General features: G+C 36.6%; 11 protein-coding genes. 4 read left to right on the forward strand and 7 right to left on the reverse strand.

Going from position 1 to position 15,064, the window contains the following annotated elements; all coding sequences use genetic code 11:
• Positions 1-39: 39 nt before the first annotated feature.
• Positions 40-3,975, reverse strand: coding sequence for a fibronectin type III domain-containing protein (locus EHR01_RS06690; RefSeq protein ID WP_135693936.1), 3,936 nt, complete (start codon positions 3,973-3,975; stop codon positions 40-42).
• A 273-nt stretch (positions 3,976-4,248) separates the two neighbouring features.
• Positions 4,249-5,199, reverse strand: coding sequence for a hypothetical protein (locus EHR01_RS06695; RefSeq protein WP_135693937.1), 951 nt, complete (start codon positions 5,197-5,199; stop codon positions 4,249-4,251).
• Between the two features lie 368 nt (positions 5,200-5,567).
• Here EHR01_RS06695 and EHR01_RS06700 point away from each other — a divergent pair, with 368 nt between their 5' ends.
• Together EHR01_RS06700 and EHR01_RS06705 are read left to right on the forward strand one after the other, a co-directional pair.
• On the forward strand, positions 5,568-5,837 hold the full coding sequence (locus tag EHR01_RS06700) for a hypothetical protein (RefSeq protein WP_135693938.1): 270 nt from the start codon (positions 5,568-5,570) through the stop codon (positions 5,835-5,837).
• 22 nt (positions 5,838-5,859) lie between these two features.
• A complete protein-coding gene (locus tag EHR01_RS06705) occupies positions 5,860-6,195 on the forward strand; it encodes a hypothetical protein (RefSeq protein WP_135694179.1) in 336 nt (111 codons plus the stop codon).
• A gap of 69 nt (positions 6,196-6,264) precedes the next feature.
• Here the strand turns inward: EHR01_RS06705 and EHR01_RS06710 are convergent, their stop codons facing one another.
• From EHR01_RS06710 to EHR01_RS06730, 5 genes are all read right to left on the reverse strand, one after another.
• Positions 6,265-7,326 (reverse strand): methyltransferase domain-containing protein, encoded by a 1,062-nt coding sequence (locus EHR01_RS06710; protein WP_135693939.1) that lies wholly within the window; start codon positions 7,324-7,326, stop codon positions 6,265-6,267.
• A 115-nt stretch (positions 7,327-7,441) separates the two neighbouring features.
• Positions 7,442-8,644, reverse strand: a complete 1,203-nt coding sequence (locus tag EHR01_RS06715; RefSeq protein ID WP_135693940.1) for an EAL domain-containing response regulator — start codon at positions 8,642-8,644, stop codon at positions 7,442-7,444.
• Between the two features lie 28 nt (positions 8,645-8,672).
• Entirely contained in the window at positions 8,673-11,183 is a 2,511-nt protein-coding gene (locus tag EHR01_RS06720) for an ATP-binding protein (protein WP_135693941.1), read from the reverse strand.
• A 257-nt stretch (positions 11,184-11,440) separates the two neighbouring features.
• Complete coding sequence (locus EHR01_RS06725; RefSeq protein WP_135693942.1) at positions 11,441-12,706, reverse strand: methyl-accepting chemotaxis protein; 1,266 nt, start codon at positions 12,704-12,706, stop codon at positions 11,441-11,443.
• Positions 12,707-12,715: 9 nt separating this feature from the next.
• Positions 12,716-13,108 (reverse strand): STAS/SEC14 domain-containing protein, encoded by a 393-nt coding sequence (locus tag EHR01_RS06730; protein WP_135693943.1) that lies wholly within the window; start codon positions 13,106-13,108, stop codon positions 12,716-12,718.
• A gap of 271 nt (positions 13,109-13,379) precedes the next feature.
• Here EHR01_RS06730 and EHR01_RS06735 point away from each other — a divergent pair, with 271 nt between their 5' ends.
• Both EHR01_RS06735 and EHR01_RS06740 read left to right on the forward strand, forming a co-directional pair.
• On the forward strand, positions 13,380-13,619 hold the full coding sequence (locus EHR01_RS06735) for a hypothetical protein (RefSeq protein WP_135693944.1): 240 nt from the start codon (positions 13,380-13,382) through the stop codon (positions 13,617-13,619).
• A 230-nt stretch (positions 13,620-13,849) separates the two neighbouring features.
• On the forward strand, positions 13,850-15,058 hold the full coding sequence (locus tag EHR01_RS06740) for an NAD(P)/FAD-dependent oxidoreductase (protein ID WP_279638584.1): 1,209 nt from the start codon (positions 13,850-13,852) through the stop codon (positions 15,056-15,058).
• The last annotated feature ends 6 nt before the right edge of the window (positions 15,059-15,064 follow it).

Consider the following 15,064-nt stretch of genomic DNA (forward strand, 5'->3'; position numbering starts at 1 on the left):
AACCATTAGTTACAAACTTTCAAAGTTTCTAAAATTTCACTAAGGTGCTTGTATTAATTTATCCCCAGAATATACATATTGTCCTGTAAACGTATACTTATCGTAAGGATTCAGGAAGTCCTCAGCATAAAGAGGATAACCACCGAAATAGAAATTACAAATCGCCTGTCCTTCTGCAACGGTAACATCTGCCAAAATACAAGGATTTCCTTCGTCAATCACGGCAATGTACGGCCACCAAACATAAATTACCTTGCGAACGTAAACACCAAGTCTTTGTGGGCTTGATTTCGAAAGAGGTTCCCATTTTTTGAATTCAGCAGTATCATAACCGGCTGGTGACGGAGTTGAGTTGTATGTTGCAGGAACATTGGCTGGGTTCATGCTATAGTCTTTATAAACACTTGAGGTGTTTTGGACTACCTTGGTCCTAACAGGTATGGATGCTGTATCATTTGAAACCAATCCTGTCCTGCAAGAATTAGAAGATTGTGTGTATGTTGATTCCAAAACGAGGGTTGCCGCTGAGGCAGGTGCTTGTATTTTTTTTGCATTTTGAATGTTTGCATTATCGTTTACCACCGCAATAGGAATCGGAGGAACTCCGAAATTACCGGTGGAAGTAGCAATTACGTTCTCAACACCTGGTGTTGTTGGTGATTCACATTCGTTTCCTTTGAAATCATACACATGGTTTCTGAAGACCAATTCGGAACCTGCTGGAAGAAATCCATACCTTTGGTAATCCGTATATCCGGCAGTTTGGATCAATCGGATCTTCGAATATCCTCCGATATTGTCGATATTGATCGGTTCTTTAGGAACAAAGGCTAACTGCATCGGAGTAATTGTAGAAGCCAGTCGCGTAGTGTAAATTAAATGAGGTTCTTGTTCTGTCATCAGGTAAACTGAGAATCTATCATTGTAAGTTGAAGTTGTGATTAGATATCTCCCCGATTTATCGAAAAAAATCTTTTCACTTTGATATAAATTTGGGAAATTATATTCTCGATCGAAAATGAAATTTGGTATTCCGCTAGAGATAGAAATCTTATATCGCATTAATGTTGTACTATTTTTCTGACCATGCAAGTATAAGTGATATATAGGGTTTCCTGAAAAATCTTTGTAAGATACAAACACCGTTTGTAAGCCCTTAAATCCGTTAGGTATTCCCGTCACAGGAATTGATGTAAATCCTAAGTCACCAGATTTTCTATATAAAAGATTTAACTCTGCTGTGGTTGTGGTAGATTTTAATACGGCATAGATTTCTGGATCACTTTGGGGATTGTAGAGGTTTAATTTGTCTATCGAAATGGCGTTAGAAAAATTGGTATCTGTGGTTCCGATTCCAAAAGTTTGATACAATGCGGATGTCCAAGAATCGAAGGTATAATCTTGGAATTGGTTGCCATTCAGTAATCCAAATCCTTGTCCAAAATCATAAGGCAAAATCCAACTAGGGTAGAAACCATTAGGAATTCCTGGAACAGAATTTGAAATTGCAGAAAGATACCCTCCTTCAATTTTAAATACACTTTGTTGTAAGTTTGTGGAACCGGGATACAGGGCAACAAATCCCGATTCGGTTCCTGATTGCATTGGAAAATGTACTGCTTGTGGACGTGATTTTGAATACTGGTAGTCGATAGGAACTTCGTTCTTTTTTACAAAATTTTGACCTTGTCCAGGTGTTGTCCTTGGTTCATAGTAACTAGCAACGTTCGTTGATAAAGCGATAAAACCAGGAATTCCATATAAGCCAACAGGATAATAGCTGGGCATGTATTTTATCGGGATTATATGCCCCATTTTATTGATTCTATTGTGTGAAGTATCGTATGGTACCTCCCAGGAAATTCCAACATTCTGATCGTTATAATCCCATTTTTTTATTAAATCGAATGTAAATATTGTTAAATCACCAGTATATGAAGTGTTTGGTTCATACATTGAATTTATCATCAAAGTATTTTCTGCTTTTGCCTCTCTCAGTTTATATTCTCGGATGACTGGCTCAGAAATATTTCCATAACAGTCTCTTCCCCAGATGGCAAATCTGTCAGGAGTCCCTCCTCCTCGTTTTCCTAAACTGTAGCTCAATATTTGCTCATATTCACAGTTATAGATCCAACGATTTAAGTATTCTCTTCCTAGTAAGGCTGGATAATATAGATCCACAGTAAATGGTTTTCTTAAGAATTCTTCTTCTGTCATTCCCGGTGTGAATTGTCGAACATAACAGAAGTTAGTCAGATGATCATTCGCTTCATCAGTAACTTTGACTTTCAAATCTAAGATACCGGAGCTAGCATTTTGCGTGTAATCTGTAATGGTAACTACTGGTGGAGTGGAATCATGATTTGAACACGGATCGGTACCATATGCAACTTCCATCCCATCGTTTATTCCATCACTATCGCAGTCAGGAGTCGTCGATCTACCTAATAATGGAAGATAAGTTGAAATACTTGGCGTAAATCTAAATCCGATGTTAGTTTCTACATTGTCGGTAAGCCCATCTCCATCCGTATCGGGACCAGTAGTTTCCATACCAATTGTGATTCCGCTATACATACCATCATCGTTAACGGCAAAGACTGAATAATAATAAGTATGACCTTCTATCAGTCCAGTGTCCAAGTAGGAATGCGGAGTGATCTGTGTGCCGTTAGGTTCTTCGCCGGAAGCTGGGCTCATAGGAGGAGAAATTTCACTCCTTCTGATGATGATTTTTTTTGGTGCATTTGTTGGTGAATAACCAAGCCAAAAAAGGATACGATCGGAACCAGGATAAGTTCTTCCTGTGACTACGTCTGGTTCCCTTGGGTCGGGGCCGGCGGCGCATAAGATGGAAGCTGGTTGGATTCCACCTTCGATACCAGCAGGTTTGACAACTACCCAATAGTTGGAAGTAATTCCTGGGGCTAATGTTCCTTTTTTATTTCCTCCCAAACTAACTCGCGATCCTTGAGGATATGTCCTTTTGAAAATCTTGTATCCTGAAGCACCGACTGTTTGAGCAGGATCTAACCCTGGTTCGGTTGTATAAACGTATTTGCCAGTTAACAAGGAAAATCCGGCTAACCAGTCTGCATCTTGCGAAGTATCGGCAGGAGCAAGTCCTCCTCTTGTATCATACATGACATAGACATCAATATTTTTCGGTGCATCAAAGGCTAAGTATTCTGAAGATGTAGATTCCGAATGGAGAAGGGAATTTCCGCAGGTTCCTGTCCCACCTTGGCAAGTAGGAATCAAAAGAGCAAATTCCAAACCAAGTTCACGGAATGCTCCTTCTTCTTCTTTTACAAAGTAAGGACGGTCTTGGTAGTATCTGTACCCTTCGCCGATGGTTCCGAATTTGGCCTGACTTACTGACGAATCATCTAAGATTCCTTGTAAATTCCATGAGGAAGCTTCTGTCGCAAAACAAGAAGAAGCTGCTGCTATTTCTGTTCCAGGAAGATAAGGAAGTGCACTTAAAATAAAGGGAGTAAAATGATTGGTTTGCACTTTTACGGAGGATGTATTTTTGTCTAAAATTCCTTTTTGTAGAACTTTCCACTCGTTTGTTGAAAAGTCCTTATACCAAACGTAGAATTCTTCTGTGAATCCTTTTGATTCTAATGCATCCAAATCAACTGGAAATTCCAATTGTACGGGCTTTGCAAAGAAAAGACTTTTATAAGAAAGTTGTTCGTTTCCACCTTTCTTTTTAAAATCAAATGAAATATCATATATTTTCCCCACGGGTACCTGTGATTTTCCAAGCAACCTTGGAACATTAGAATCCTCTTTGATTTGTAGCGAATCTGATGGCATCCCATCGGGAAGTGTGACTTTTGGTATTCCACTGACTAAAATAGGAAGAGGAAATGTAGTTTTGTTTTTATGAAAAACATCTTGAAAAAAGCCATTGGAACAATTCCAAAAAACAGAGAGAATGAGGAGAGATAGTAAGTTCCGCATGATAGGTTCCTTCGCTAATTTAGTTAGGCGGTAATTTTACGCAATTTGCCTACTATTTATTGTTAGCTGATAAATGGGAACCTTATTTTCCCAAATGCAAATTTAATTAACAGAAAAAAGTATTCTTTGCCAATAACTTACAATTTTGATGCAGAAAAAATCAGAAAAAATAATTGTCAAACTCAATTATGATTTAACTAGGTACAGGTTAACTGCGAATTCGACATAGAATGAACGAACCGAAATGTGTTTTGCCCCCATTCTGATCAAATATCAGTTTGCAATAAAGATCGCCTCTGCTTCGTTTTGTGATCCACCACCAGGAAATAGGCATGTTGATTCTGCATAAGCAGTTCCAAATCCATTTTGGTAATAGTTTCGTGTCGTTAAACCATTATCCGAAGGATAAGTGCAGCGACCAGTACGAGTAAATCCTGCTTGTATGACGGGGTCCATAAGAACGGCACAATTGTTTGCAATGGCAGGACCTGTTCCCATCGTATCATAACAAAGTGAAGGTGGAGTATAAAGAGTAGCAGAGGAACTAGCCACAATCCCGCTATTGGCAATTTGTAAGTTATAGGTTCCACCTAATCCACTGATATGTTGTACCATCACATAAACAGTGCCAGCATTGAGTGCCACTCGATTAAACTCTGCACCTGTTCTTCTTTTAGTTGCAAATGGAATGGGAGTTCCATTCAAACTTGTAAAATAAGAAATATCTAAATCTGCCAATCCATGGCCATAGGAATTGAACACATGAGTTGCCGTTGTGGCAGTGATTTGGAAAAAACTTTTGTTATCCCTTCCATCGATTGGTCGATAGACTGCATGTGGTTCGTTGATATTCCAGCTGACAAGCGGTCGATACCTAACCTTTGTGCTATAAACGGACGCACCATCTTTTTCAACGACAAAATCCACTGCTGTATTTTCAAAAATTCCGGGAATGGTGGGCATAGTGAACTGAACTGTGTCAGAAGACGTTGCCGATACACTGGTGGCCGCCACACCTCCCACCTTGATCGTAATCCCTGATGTTTTCCCAACCAGTTCTGAACTCTGGATTTGATTTTGTGATCCAGGATAACCGCGTTCTAAGATAAGGTCATTGGGCGAAAGAAGGGCAAGGCCAAGAAGCAATGTCTCTGTATCGGAGGATTCCTTTTTTTTACAATAGAACAACGAAAGAATAATAGTAAAAAGGATAATGTGTTTCATAGCATATACGACGTTATACTGTATTCAAAAAATAGTAAATACGAAAATTGTGATTTCTTAATATAGTAAATGTTTTATAATCCACAAAAAATGTACGAATTGTAGTATTCCTAAGCATCCCAAGTTTTTGGGGAAATGACACCTCGTCTCACAGTCAATAGTCGATCTTTAGTGAAATTAATGGAAAAAATTTATTGATTTGCAGGTATTGCAATAGAAGGTGGGCAACTTAACATTTGTTTACTTTTTCTCGCCAATCCTATTGTTTTGCGGTCAAAGTTTTCTGAAATTTAAAACAAAAACACTTTTTTATTTTCTTTACACAATCTTGATCTTTACCCCATATAACCGAATTAAGGAGAACAAAAATGAAAAAAATATTCCTTTTTGGAATTATCGTTTTTCTGTCAAATTGTGTCACTGCGGGAAAAGTAGGATACTTAGTTCCGGCAGAAAATGATTCAGCAGAATTATCGGAAACTGTTTTAGGTGAAAAGTGTGGTACGATCATCATCGGGATTTATGATGATGTTTTTGCGGATGCAAAAGCAAGAGGAAATGTTAAAAACCAAAACGTTGGTTTACTATGGGACGCAAAGTTTGCTTCCGCTTGTGCTCAAATGAGAAAGCTGAAATAATAGGTAAGGAAAAGATATGAATATGAAATGGTTGGCATTTTTCGCAATCGCATTTGCTGTTAGTTGCTCCACTAAAGTTGGTAATTTTAAAGAAGTTTCTTTAGAAGCTCCTACAAATTTAGAAGTTGTTGGTACTGGGACAGTGGAAGGCCGTGAATGCGGTTTTTCTGGTTTTTATAATGCATGGTATAACCAAAGCATTGCTGAAGCTACTCGTGATGCACTTAGCAAAGCTCCTGGTGCTACGGGATTAAAAGACGTAACCATCAAAGGGAAACACGGAGTTTGGTTAGTTTTAAACTGTGTTTACGTGGAAGGAACTCCTGTTGTTGAAAAAGCAGCTGGAAAGAAAAAGTAAATTCACTTTTTTGCATAGGGTTTACGCTCTATGCAATTTATCGTAAAAGTAGTAACATCTCCCTATCAGTTAACAACAGGCTCCTATCCCAATTTCACCTTGAGAAGCAATGACTGCACTAGGGCCACAATCAAATAGACCATAATGTTGTGATTTATCTCCAATGATGCGAAAGTGATCCTTATAATGGGTTGTCGAAATCATATCTGCCGTATTTCCGCAAACTAACATTGGTTTTCCCGTAATAAAATTATGATGATCATCTAACAAAAAATTATGTGGATTTCCATCGATCGTACCTTGGTAATATGCCACTTGTCCATAATCTTCACAACGATCCTCCAGAGGAATTTTAAATGCCCTAAATGTGATTGAATAGAAGTTTATATTCCCTATTTTTTTCTCAATATCAGGATTGATTAAATTAATTTTGGATTGTGAGACGATACGGAAATCATGAATCCCCAGTGAGGAAAGTAGTCTTCTGAAATCTTCGGTATAAAGTGCTCCCGCCAAACATTCGCCAAGTAATATTGGATCATGTTTTAGATTCTCCGGGATTCTCTGGTTAGAAAATACATCGGAAAAATACAATTCGCCTCCCGGTTTTAAAACTCGGAATATTTCAGAAAAAACCATTTTTTTGTTAGGCGATAAATTAGTTACGCAGTTTGAAACGATTAAATCAATCGAGTTGTCTTCGATGCCACATGATTTTAGGTTTTCGATATAACCTGAAACAAAAGATACATTGGATTTATTGTAACCAAATTGGTCTCTATGGTAATCCAAGTAGGAATTGGCAACATCCAGTTGTTCTTTTGTCATATCAATTCCAATGACAGAGCCAGTCTCACCTACTAGTTGTGATAATAAATAAACATCCCTGCCTGTTCCGCATCCTAAATCCAATATCTTTCTTCCTGTTAGTGCTTGTGGAAAAGGAGATCCACATCCATAAAATTTTTCTTTCACTACCGGATGTATTTTTGCAATGAGAGGTAAGTAGTTGGATGGAACAGATTCAATACTACAGCAAGCCGAAGTTTTTAAATCTTTATTTGTTTGGAGAATTTTCCCATAATAATTTTTTACGGATTCCAATGTTTCTAATTCAATGTTTGTAGGCATGATTTGACTCCAATCAAAAAGACAACTGTATATAAACTTATCTTTTATTAGGTCAAAACCTTGTAAATAGATTCATCTCCAAACGAATGAATAGATTGTACAAAATAACAAAATCTTATCTCACTCCGACACTTTGATTACAAAAATTTAGGAAATCATTGAAATTCATTGGTTTCGCTATGTAATAACCTTGTCCTAAATCACATTTCATACTTTGCAGTTGTTCCCAATCAGTTTTCGTTTCAATACCTTCTGCCGTTGATTTCATTTGTAATTTTGTTGCCATGTCAATACTTGAGTTGATGAGTACTTTGGAGACATTGCTTGTTGCCATTTCACGGACAAACGACTGGTCAATCTTTAGTTCCGTAAATGCAATTCTTGCGATTTGTTGCATACTGGAATAACCCGTACCATAATCATCAATAGACAGTCCAAATCCTTTCATTCGAAGGCGCGCTAAATTTTCAAGGGCAGGCGCCATCTCTGTCATTGCCGCTGTTTCTGTGATTTCAAGAATTATATATTTAGGATCTATTCCTGATTCTAAGACAATGCGAGTGATTTTATCTGCAAGTTTTGTATCAGTCAAAGAGGTGAGTGATAAATTGATGGAAATAGAAATCTCAAATCCTTGGGAGTGAAGTAACTGACAAGCTTTGGCTGATTTTTCTAACATAACGAATGTAAGTATATCTATATTGCCCGTTTTTTCTAATAAATCAATGAATGCATAAGGAGCAATAACACCATGTATGGGATGTACCCATCTTGCTAATGCTTCCGCGCCAATTAACTTACCTGTTGCTAGTTGTATCTTTGGTTGGAAAAAAGGTTCAAAATCTCCATTTGTTAAACCTTCTAAAATTTCCCCTAATGTAAAACGTGATCCTTGATTTGATGCCTTACCTTGTTTGAAGTCGCGAGCATTGTATAATGAAAATAGGGTTTCTAAATGTTCCGGAGTGATAGGTTTTTCAATTGCTCCAAGTAAATTTGTACCATATGCACTTGCCATTTTCCGAACTGATTCAATCAAGGCCCCGTCGAGCGCGCTCATGATGATTGTTGCTATGGAAGAATGAGATGTCCCAATGTGGCGAAGAAATTCCATTCCATCCATTTCCGGCATATTTAAATCACAAAGGATGATATCGATTGGACTAGAATCTGTTTCGTTTAAAATTTTAAGTGCTTCGTTCCCGGTTCGAGCTTCTGTAACATGCATTGCGCCCAAACGTGCTAAGATATCTACTATAACTTCCCTTTGGAAATCATCATCTTCAATTACTAAGAAATTTAAATCATTTGTAGTCATGATATCACCTTTTTTAAGTTATATGAATTCATAGCATGTCGATGAAAGATTCGATGCTTAAAACATCTTCTTTCATTATTTCAATCTCTTTTAAAGCCTTATCTATTTCGTTTTCTTTAATTAAAGACTCAATTCTTATATAACCTTTTGCCAGTTCCATCGCACCTGCAACTTGACTTGAACCTTTTAGCCGGTGGGCCAAATGAATTGCTTCTTTAAAGTTTGTATTTTGTAATTGATCAATCAGTTTTGTAAAATCTTTTCGGTGATGATTTCTGAATTTTTTAAGAACAGCAATTTGTGCATGTTTGTCTGAAACAATGTTTGAGAGTTCATTGAGGTCAATTGGAGTTTCTGCACCAATGAGTGTATCCGATGAGTTCATTTTGATCGGGCTTGTAATTGACGGAATCCATTTCAGAAGAGTTTGTTTTAGATTATTTAATCGAGCTGGTTTAATCAATACATCGTCCATGCCAACGGAGAGGCAATGTTCATTTTCTTCACTCAATACATTGGCAGTGTAAGCGATGATCGGAATTTTCTTTTGATAGTTCGAACTTTCAAGATTTCTAATTTCCTTTGTTAAGGTATAGCCGTCTTTTATCGGCATGTGACAATCGGTAATAATCAAATCATATTTATTCTTTAGCCAAAGTTTGATCGCCTTTTCTCCGTCTTCTGCTCCATCAGCTTGGAGCCCGAATGATTCTAATTGGCGAATCAATAGTTCTAAATTTACAGAATGATCATCGACAGCAAGAATTCTTGGGATATGGGAATCACTTCCTAAAATTGGCAATGAACTATTTTCTTCTGCATTAAAAGATTCTATTTCATCCAAGTCTAATTTGAGCGAGGGAAGAGATAAGATGAAACTAAATGTAGTGCCTACATTTGGTGTACTTTCAATTGTGATTTCTCCATCTAGTAGGTCTGCCAAACGTCGGCATATTGCAAGTCCAAGGCCTGTTCCTCCATACAATCTAGCTGTATCGGCTGTTGCTTGTGTGTAAGTTTGGAATAATCTGGATTGGTCTTTTTTGCTGAGACCAATTCCTGTATCTGTCACAGAAAACCTAATTTGTTCAGCATGGGAAAGTTTTTTCAATAAGACTGCAGAGACGTGAATGTTTCCTTTGGGGGTGAATTTTATTCCATTGCTAACAAAATTATTTATTATTTGTGACAATCTTAAAGGATCAACTAAGTGAGCATTGGAGATATTCTCATCAATCGTATAATACAATTTTAACCCTTTTGAGCTGGCAATATGTGAATAAGTTCTTACGACTTCTGAAAGAAGTCGCTTAATCGATGTTGGTTGGAGAGATAATTCTAATTTTCCATCTTCAATTTTTGACCAATCTAGAATATCACTTAAAATGCGAAGCAAACTGGTCCCAGAGTCGAGTGTATTTTTAACCATATGTTTCTGGTCTGTATTCAAAGAGGTATGAGAAAGGAGTTCCAACATTCCAATGAGTGCACTGAGGGGTGTTCTAATTTCATGGCTCATGGTTGCAAGAAAAGAGTCTTTTGCTTTGTTTGCTAGTTCTGCTTTTTCCTTTGCTTTCTCTAAAAATGCTTTCGCAGCAAATTCCTCGGAAATATCTCGGAAAACCAAAATGGAACCAATGACTTTATTTGATTTATTTCGTATTGGCGCACAGTTGTTAGAAATATTAATCTTTTTACCATTGCGATGGATTAAAATGGAATCTTGGTTATCTCCTTTTGGTTTTCCTGTTGTTAAAACTTCTAAGATAGGAATTTCCTTTTCTAAATTAGATTGTGCATGGATCATTTTTAAAATTTCTGATACGGGATGACCCATGGCATCTTTTTCTTTCCAACCGGTTAGTTCTTCTGCGACTGGATTCAGACGATTTACTATTCCATATTCATCCGTTGTAATGACTGCATCACCTATCGAACTTAAGGTGATCGATAGATTCTGTTCGCTATTTAAGAGAGCTTCATTTTTTTCGATTACTTCTTTGGCGCGTACTAAAATTTCCGCTTCCATTTTAATCATTTGGTCTTGTATATCTTCAGTGATTTGTGAATTTTCTAACTTTTGTTCTTTTAGGTGGACAAATTCAGTTACATCTTCTGCTCTATGAACAATACAAATTAAATTTCCATCTTTGTCTAAAACTGGAAAATTTCTTGGACTCCAGTATCTAACTTCGAAGCCATTCCCATTCGGTTTTCGAATATCATACTTTTGTAATGTCATTGTGCTTGAGACTTTATACTTAAGGACTTGCATTAAAGAAAACTTGAGCTGTTTGACACCATCCGCATACTCATCATTCGGGTTGTCCGGGAAAATCTGAAAAATATTATGTCCGATTACATTTTCTCGTTTGATGAGGGTTGCTTTTGCGTAGGCATCACTGATATCGATGATACGGAAATCAAGATCTAAAAGCATGTACAGTTCAGGAAGAGATTGGAAAATGCAGTGAAAATCAAGTCCTTGATTTGTCTGATTGTTAGAAGGAGTATTGGGTATTTGCTCTTCTGTATCCATCTCTCTTCCCCATTATGGCGACAAAAAATGTAAAAAAGAAGGCCAACACAAAATTAGAATATAGGCAACTAGAAAATGTAACCTCTGTGAAGTGGTAATTGTACTAAAATTTATGATAATTTCTATTACAATAGAACTTTTGGTAACATAAGTTTTAGAATGAGAATAAAAAATTTATCAAAATACGCTAATTTTTGAAATACAATGCAATAAATAAAAAGGTAGTTTTACGAACAGAGTTCGGAGATGAAATATACTTACTTAAACAGAAGAATCACACCACCAATATCATCTGTCGTGGATCTGATTTTTTCTAAAAGTTTGGAAAGATTTTCACCTTCCGAAAAGGTAGCTTTGACACTTGAATCCATTGCTTGGGCAACATCGGAAATGAGTTTCTGTGAATTGTTTTGGTCAGCAATGTTTTCTTTTATCTCTGCTAACATCCTTGAAAGTTGTTCGGATTCAAAAATCAATTTTTCTTTGATCTGCATTTGATTGTTGGCTGATTCAGAGATGAAATCAATTTTTTCAAATATTTGTTTTACTTCACCAATGATCTCTTTGTATAGTTGGTTTGTTTCGTTAATCTTTTGACGATTGAGTGTAACTTCTTCTTTGTTTCGTTTGACATTATTGTCAATTTCTTTGATACTATTGGAAGTTTGTGTTGCTAGTTTTGATACTTCCTGAGCGACAACTGCGAAACCACTGCCGTATTCACCAGCTCTTGCAGCTTCAATCGATGCGTTTAATGCCAATAGGTTCACTCGTTCGGAAATTTCTTTGATGACAATGACCATTCCTTCAATTTTTCCAGAACTGACGGCAATGTTCTCAATGACTTTCGCCATTTCTTCCATTGCTTTGTTTCCCTGTTTGATTTTTTCAGAGATACCGAAAGTTAAATTTTTTGAAAGGTTACTATTTTTTTCTGACTCATTGATATGTTCGGAAAGTACTCTTATGCTTTCAGAAACTCTGATTAAAGTTTCATAATTGTTAGTGGAAGCATTTTCGATGTTTGTCATGTTGTCCGTCATTTTACGGACCGTCAAATCTAAGTTCTGCGAATAATCTTTTTGCCGAATCAAACTGGAATGGAATGAATCATCTGCCAACTTTGCATTGTCTACAGATTCCGAAAGTCCTCCGGTTGCATCTTTTAGGAGGGTGATAATATCCTGGAAAATATGTAATAATTCATATAAAGAAAGTAAAATTGAATCAACTTCGTTTGTCTTTTTTAATTTTGATTTAACAGTAGGATCAATGAATAAACTGCCCTTAATTGCATTGATCAAAATGCGTTTGATAGCGGAAAATTGTTGTTTATACTGATTTAATTGCCTCAGTACAAAAGATAACATAATGACTGAAAAAACAAATCCAACCGATTGCAGGATCACCAATGTCCAGCTAAAATCTGTTTGGCCAAATAGGGCATACAAAACGGACAAAAGCTGGATTGTTACCAAAACAATTGATAATAGTGTGTATTGAGTTGTTTTATTAAATTTCATTCTTGGAATCTAAACTGACTCCAACCATTTGAATCCTTCTTCTGGAGTTTCAAAGATCTTAACTTCAATTCCATTAGAAGCAAAAAAATCAACTATGTTTTTTTCAGACATTGCAGATAAAGCTGATTGTGGTTGCACAAGCGCCCACTTTTTCCAACCAGCTTTGATTGCACGTGGAGTCCAATCGTTGTTTATCCATTCCACATCTTCTGCCGTATGTGTTCCCATGTTGCGATTGTCTGATAGCCATTTGACGGCCTTGTTTTGGATGAGAGCCTCAACACCTTTGTCTAAACTATCTTTTAAATTGGCCCCAGTATTTTTCCCAGTTTGTGTAAGAACAACGATCTTTTTATCTTCTAGGTATTCTGTAACTGCTGTGGGGCATTGAAATATAATCATCCGGTTTTGTCCTACTTGTTGAAGTGATTGATATTTTTAGAGACGAAAATTGCAAGGTAATTCTATTCTATATGGCTGCTTTTTTTGATTTTGTGACCGAATTATGAGATCAAATAGATCATTCATTATTCAGAAATTTTTTCCTTTTTGCAGTGCAATCTATATTGAACTATATTAAATTAAATTCGATTTGATTGTTCTACCGTACTAGAGAATCCACTATAAAACATTTGTCGTTTATCTCATCCAAAGTTTAGGGAATCAAAAATTTATGAATGAAAAACGTTATTGGCAAAACACTGAACCTTATCACCTAGTAGAAGTTATACTAGAGAATGGAGAAGTCATCTTTAAGGATTGGTTTGATTCAGGAAAAGATCCCAATCGTTGCGATTGGAGTTTTAAAGAGTTCGTCACTGGAAAAGGAAAATCAGAGATTGAATACCAATTGGGAACAACTGTGTATCAAGAAATTTTGCATGAAGTAAAGTTAAGGTTAGAGAAACAATAAATCTTGTGATGATATTACATTTAAAAAAACGTTGGATCCATTTTTTAATTTCTTTTGCTAAATAGAATCATTCTATTTTTTTTCTAAATCCTTTCTTCTTTATCTTTTATTTCCTCACTCAATTTTCTAAACTGCGTTCAGCAAAAAAAAGTCAAACCGAACAAAAAAACAAAGATAAGGTTGCTTTTTTGAAATCTCCTATATACATATAGGGGTATTGGTATATAAATATGAGAATAGTGATTTTAGGTGCAGGGATTTCTGGTCATACAGCGGCAACTTTACTCAAGAAGAGTTTGGGTAAAAAACATGAGGTTGTGGTGATTTCGCCTAACGCCAATTGGAACTGGATTCCTTCCAATATTTGGGTAGGTGTGGGTGCCATGATTCCCAAGGAAGTAACATTTGGATTAAAACCAATTTATGATAAGATGAAGATTCAGTTCATCCAAGCCAAAGCACTCCATCTTTTTCCAGAGGGTTCTTCTGATTCTAAAGAATCATTTATTGAATACGAATCAACGGCACCGGAAACAAAGGGGCAAAAAGGGCGAATATCTTATGATTATTGTATCAATGCCACTGGTCCGAAACTTAATTTTTCTGCCACACCAGGTCTTGGACCAGAGGAAGGAAATACTGTTTCAGTTTGTACTTATTCACATGCAGAAGAAGCAAATCAGAAACTTCAAACTCTTATCCAAAGAATGAAGAAAGGAGAAAAGTTTAATTTTGTATTTGGGACAGGGCATGGAATGTGTACCTGCCAAGGTGCTGCGTTTGAGTATCTTTTTAACGTAGATCATGAACTCAGGAAGGCAGGGGTACGGGAAAATGCTAAGATCTTGTGGATTTCCAATGAATATGAGTTAGGTGATTTTGGGATGGGAGGTATGCACTTAGAACAGGGCGGATACGTGACAAGTAGTAAAATATTCGCAGAATCATTGTTTACCGAAAGAGGAATCCAATGGAAAACAAGAGCTCATGTAACCAAAATAGAATCTAATAAAATATATTATACCACTTTAGATGGAGAAAATGGTTTTGTTCATTTTGATTTTTCGATGTTGATTCCACCTTTTAGTGGGGTTGGATTAAAGGCTTATGGAAATTCGGGAGAAGACCTAACTTCAAAATTGTTTGCTGCTAATGGAATGATGAAGGTAGATGCAAACTACGATCCAAAACCATATGAGAAATGGGATGCAAAAGATTGGCCAAGTACTTACCAGTCTCCATTTTATTCGAATCTTTTCGGTGTGGGAATTGCTTTTGCACCGCCGCATCCTATTTCAAAAGTCATGAAAAATGAAGAAGGGATTCAAATTTCGCCAACTCCCCCAAGAACGGGAATGCCTTCGGCCATTATGGGTAAAGTGGTGGCACAAAACATCAGCCATCAAATTAAAACCAAAACAAAAGAATTAAAACACTGAGCTTCC

The sequence above is a fragment of the Leptospira mtsangambouensis genome (assembly GCF_004770475.1).
Classification (GTDB): Bacteria; Spirochaetota; Leptospiria; order Leptospirales; family Leptospiraceae; genus Leptospira_A; species Leptospira_A mtsangambouensis.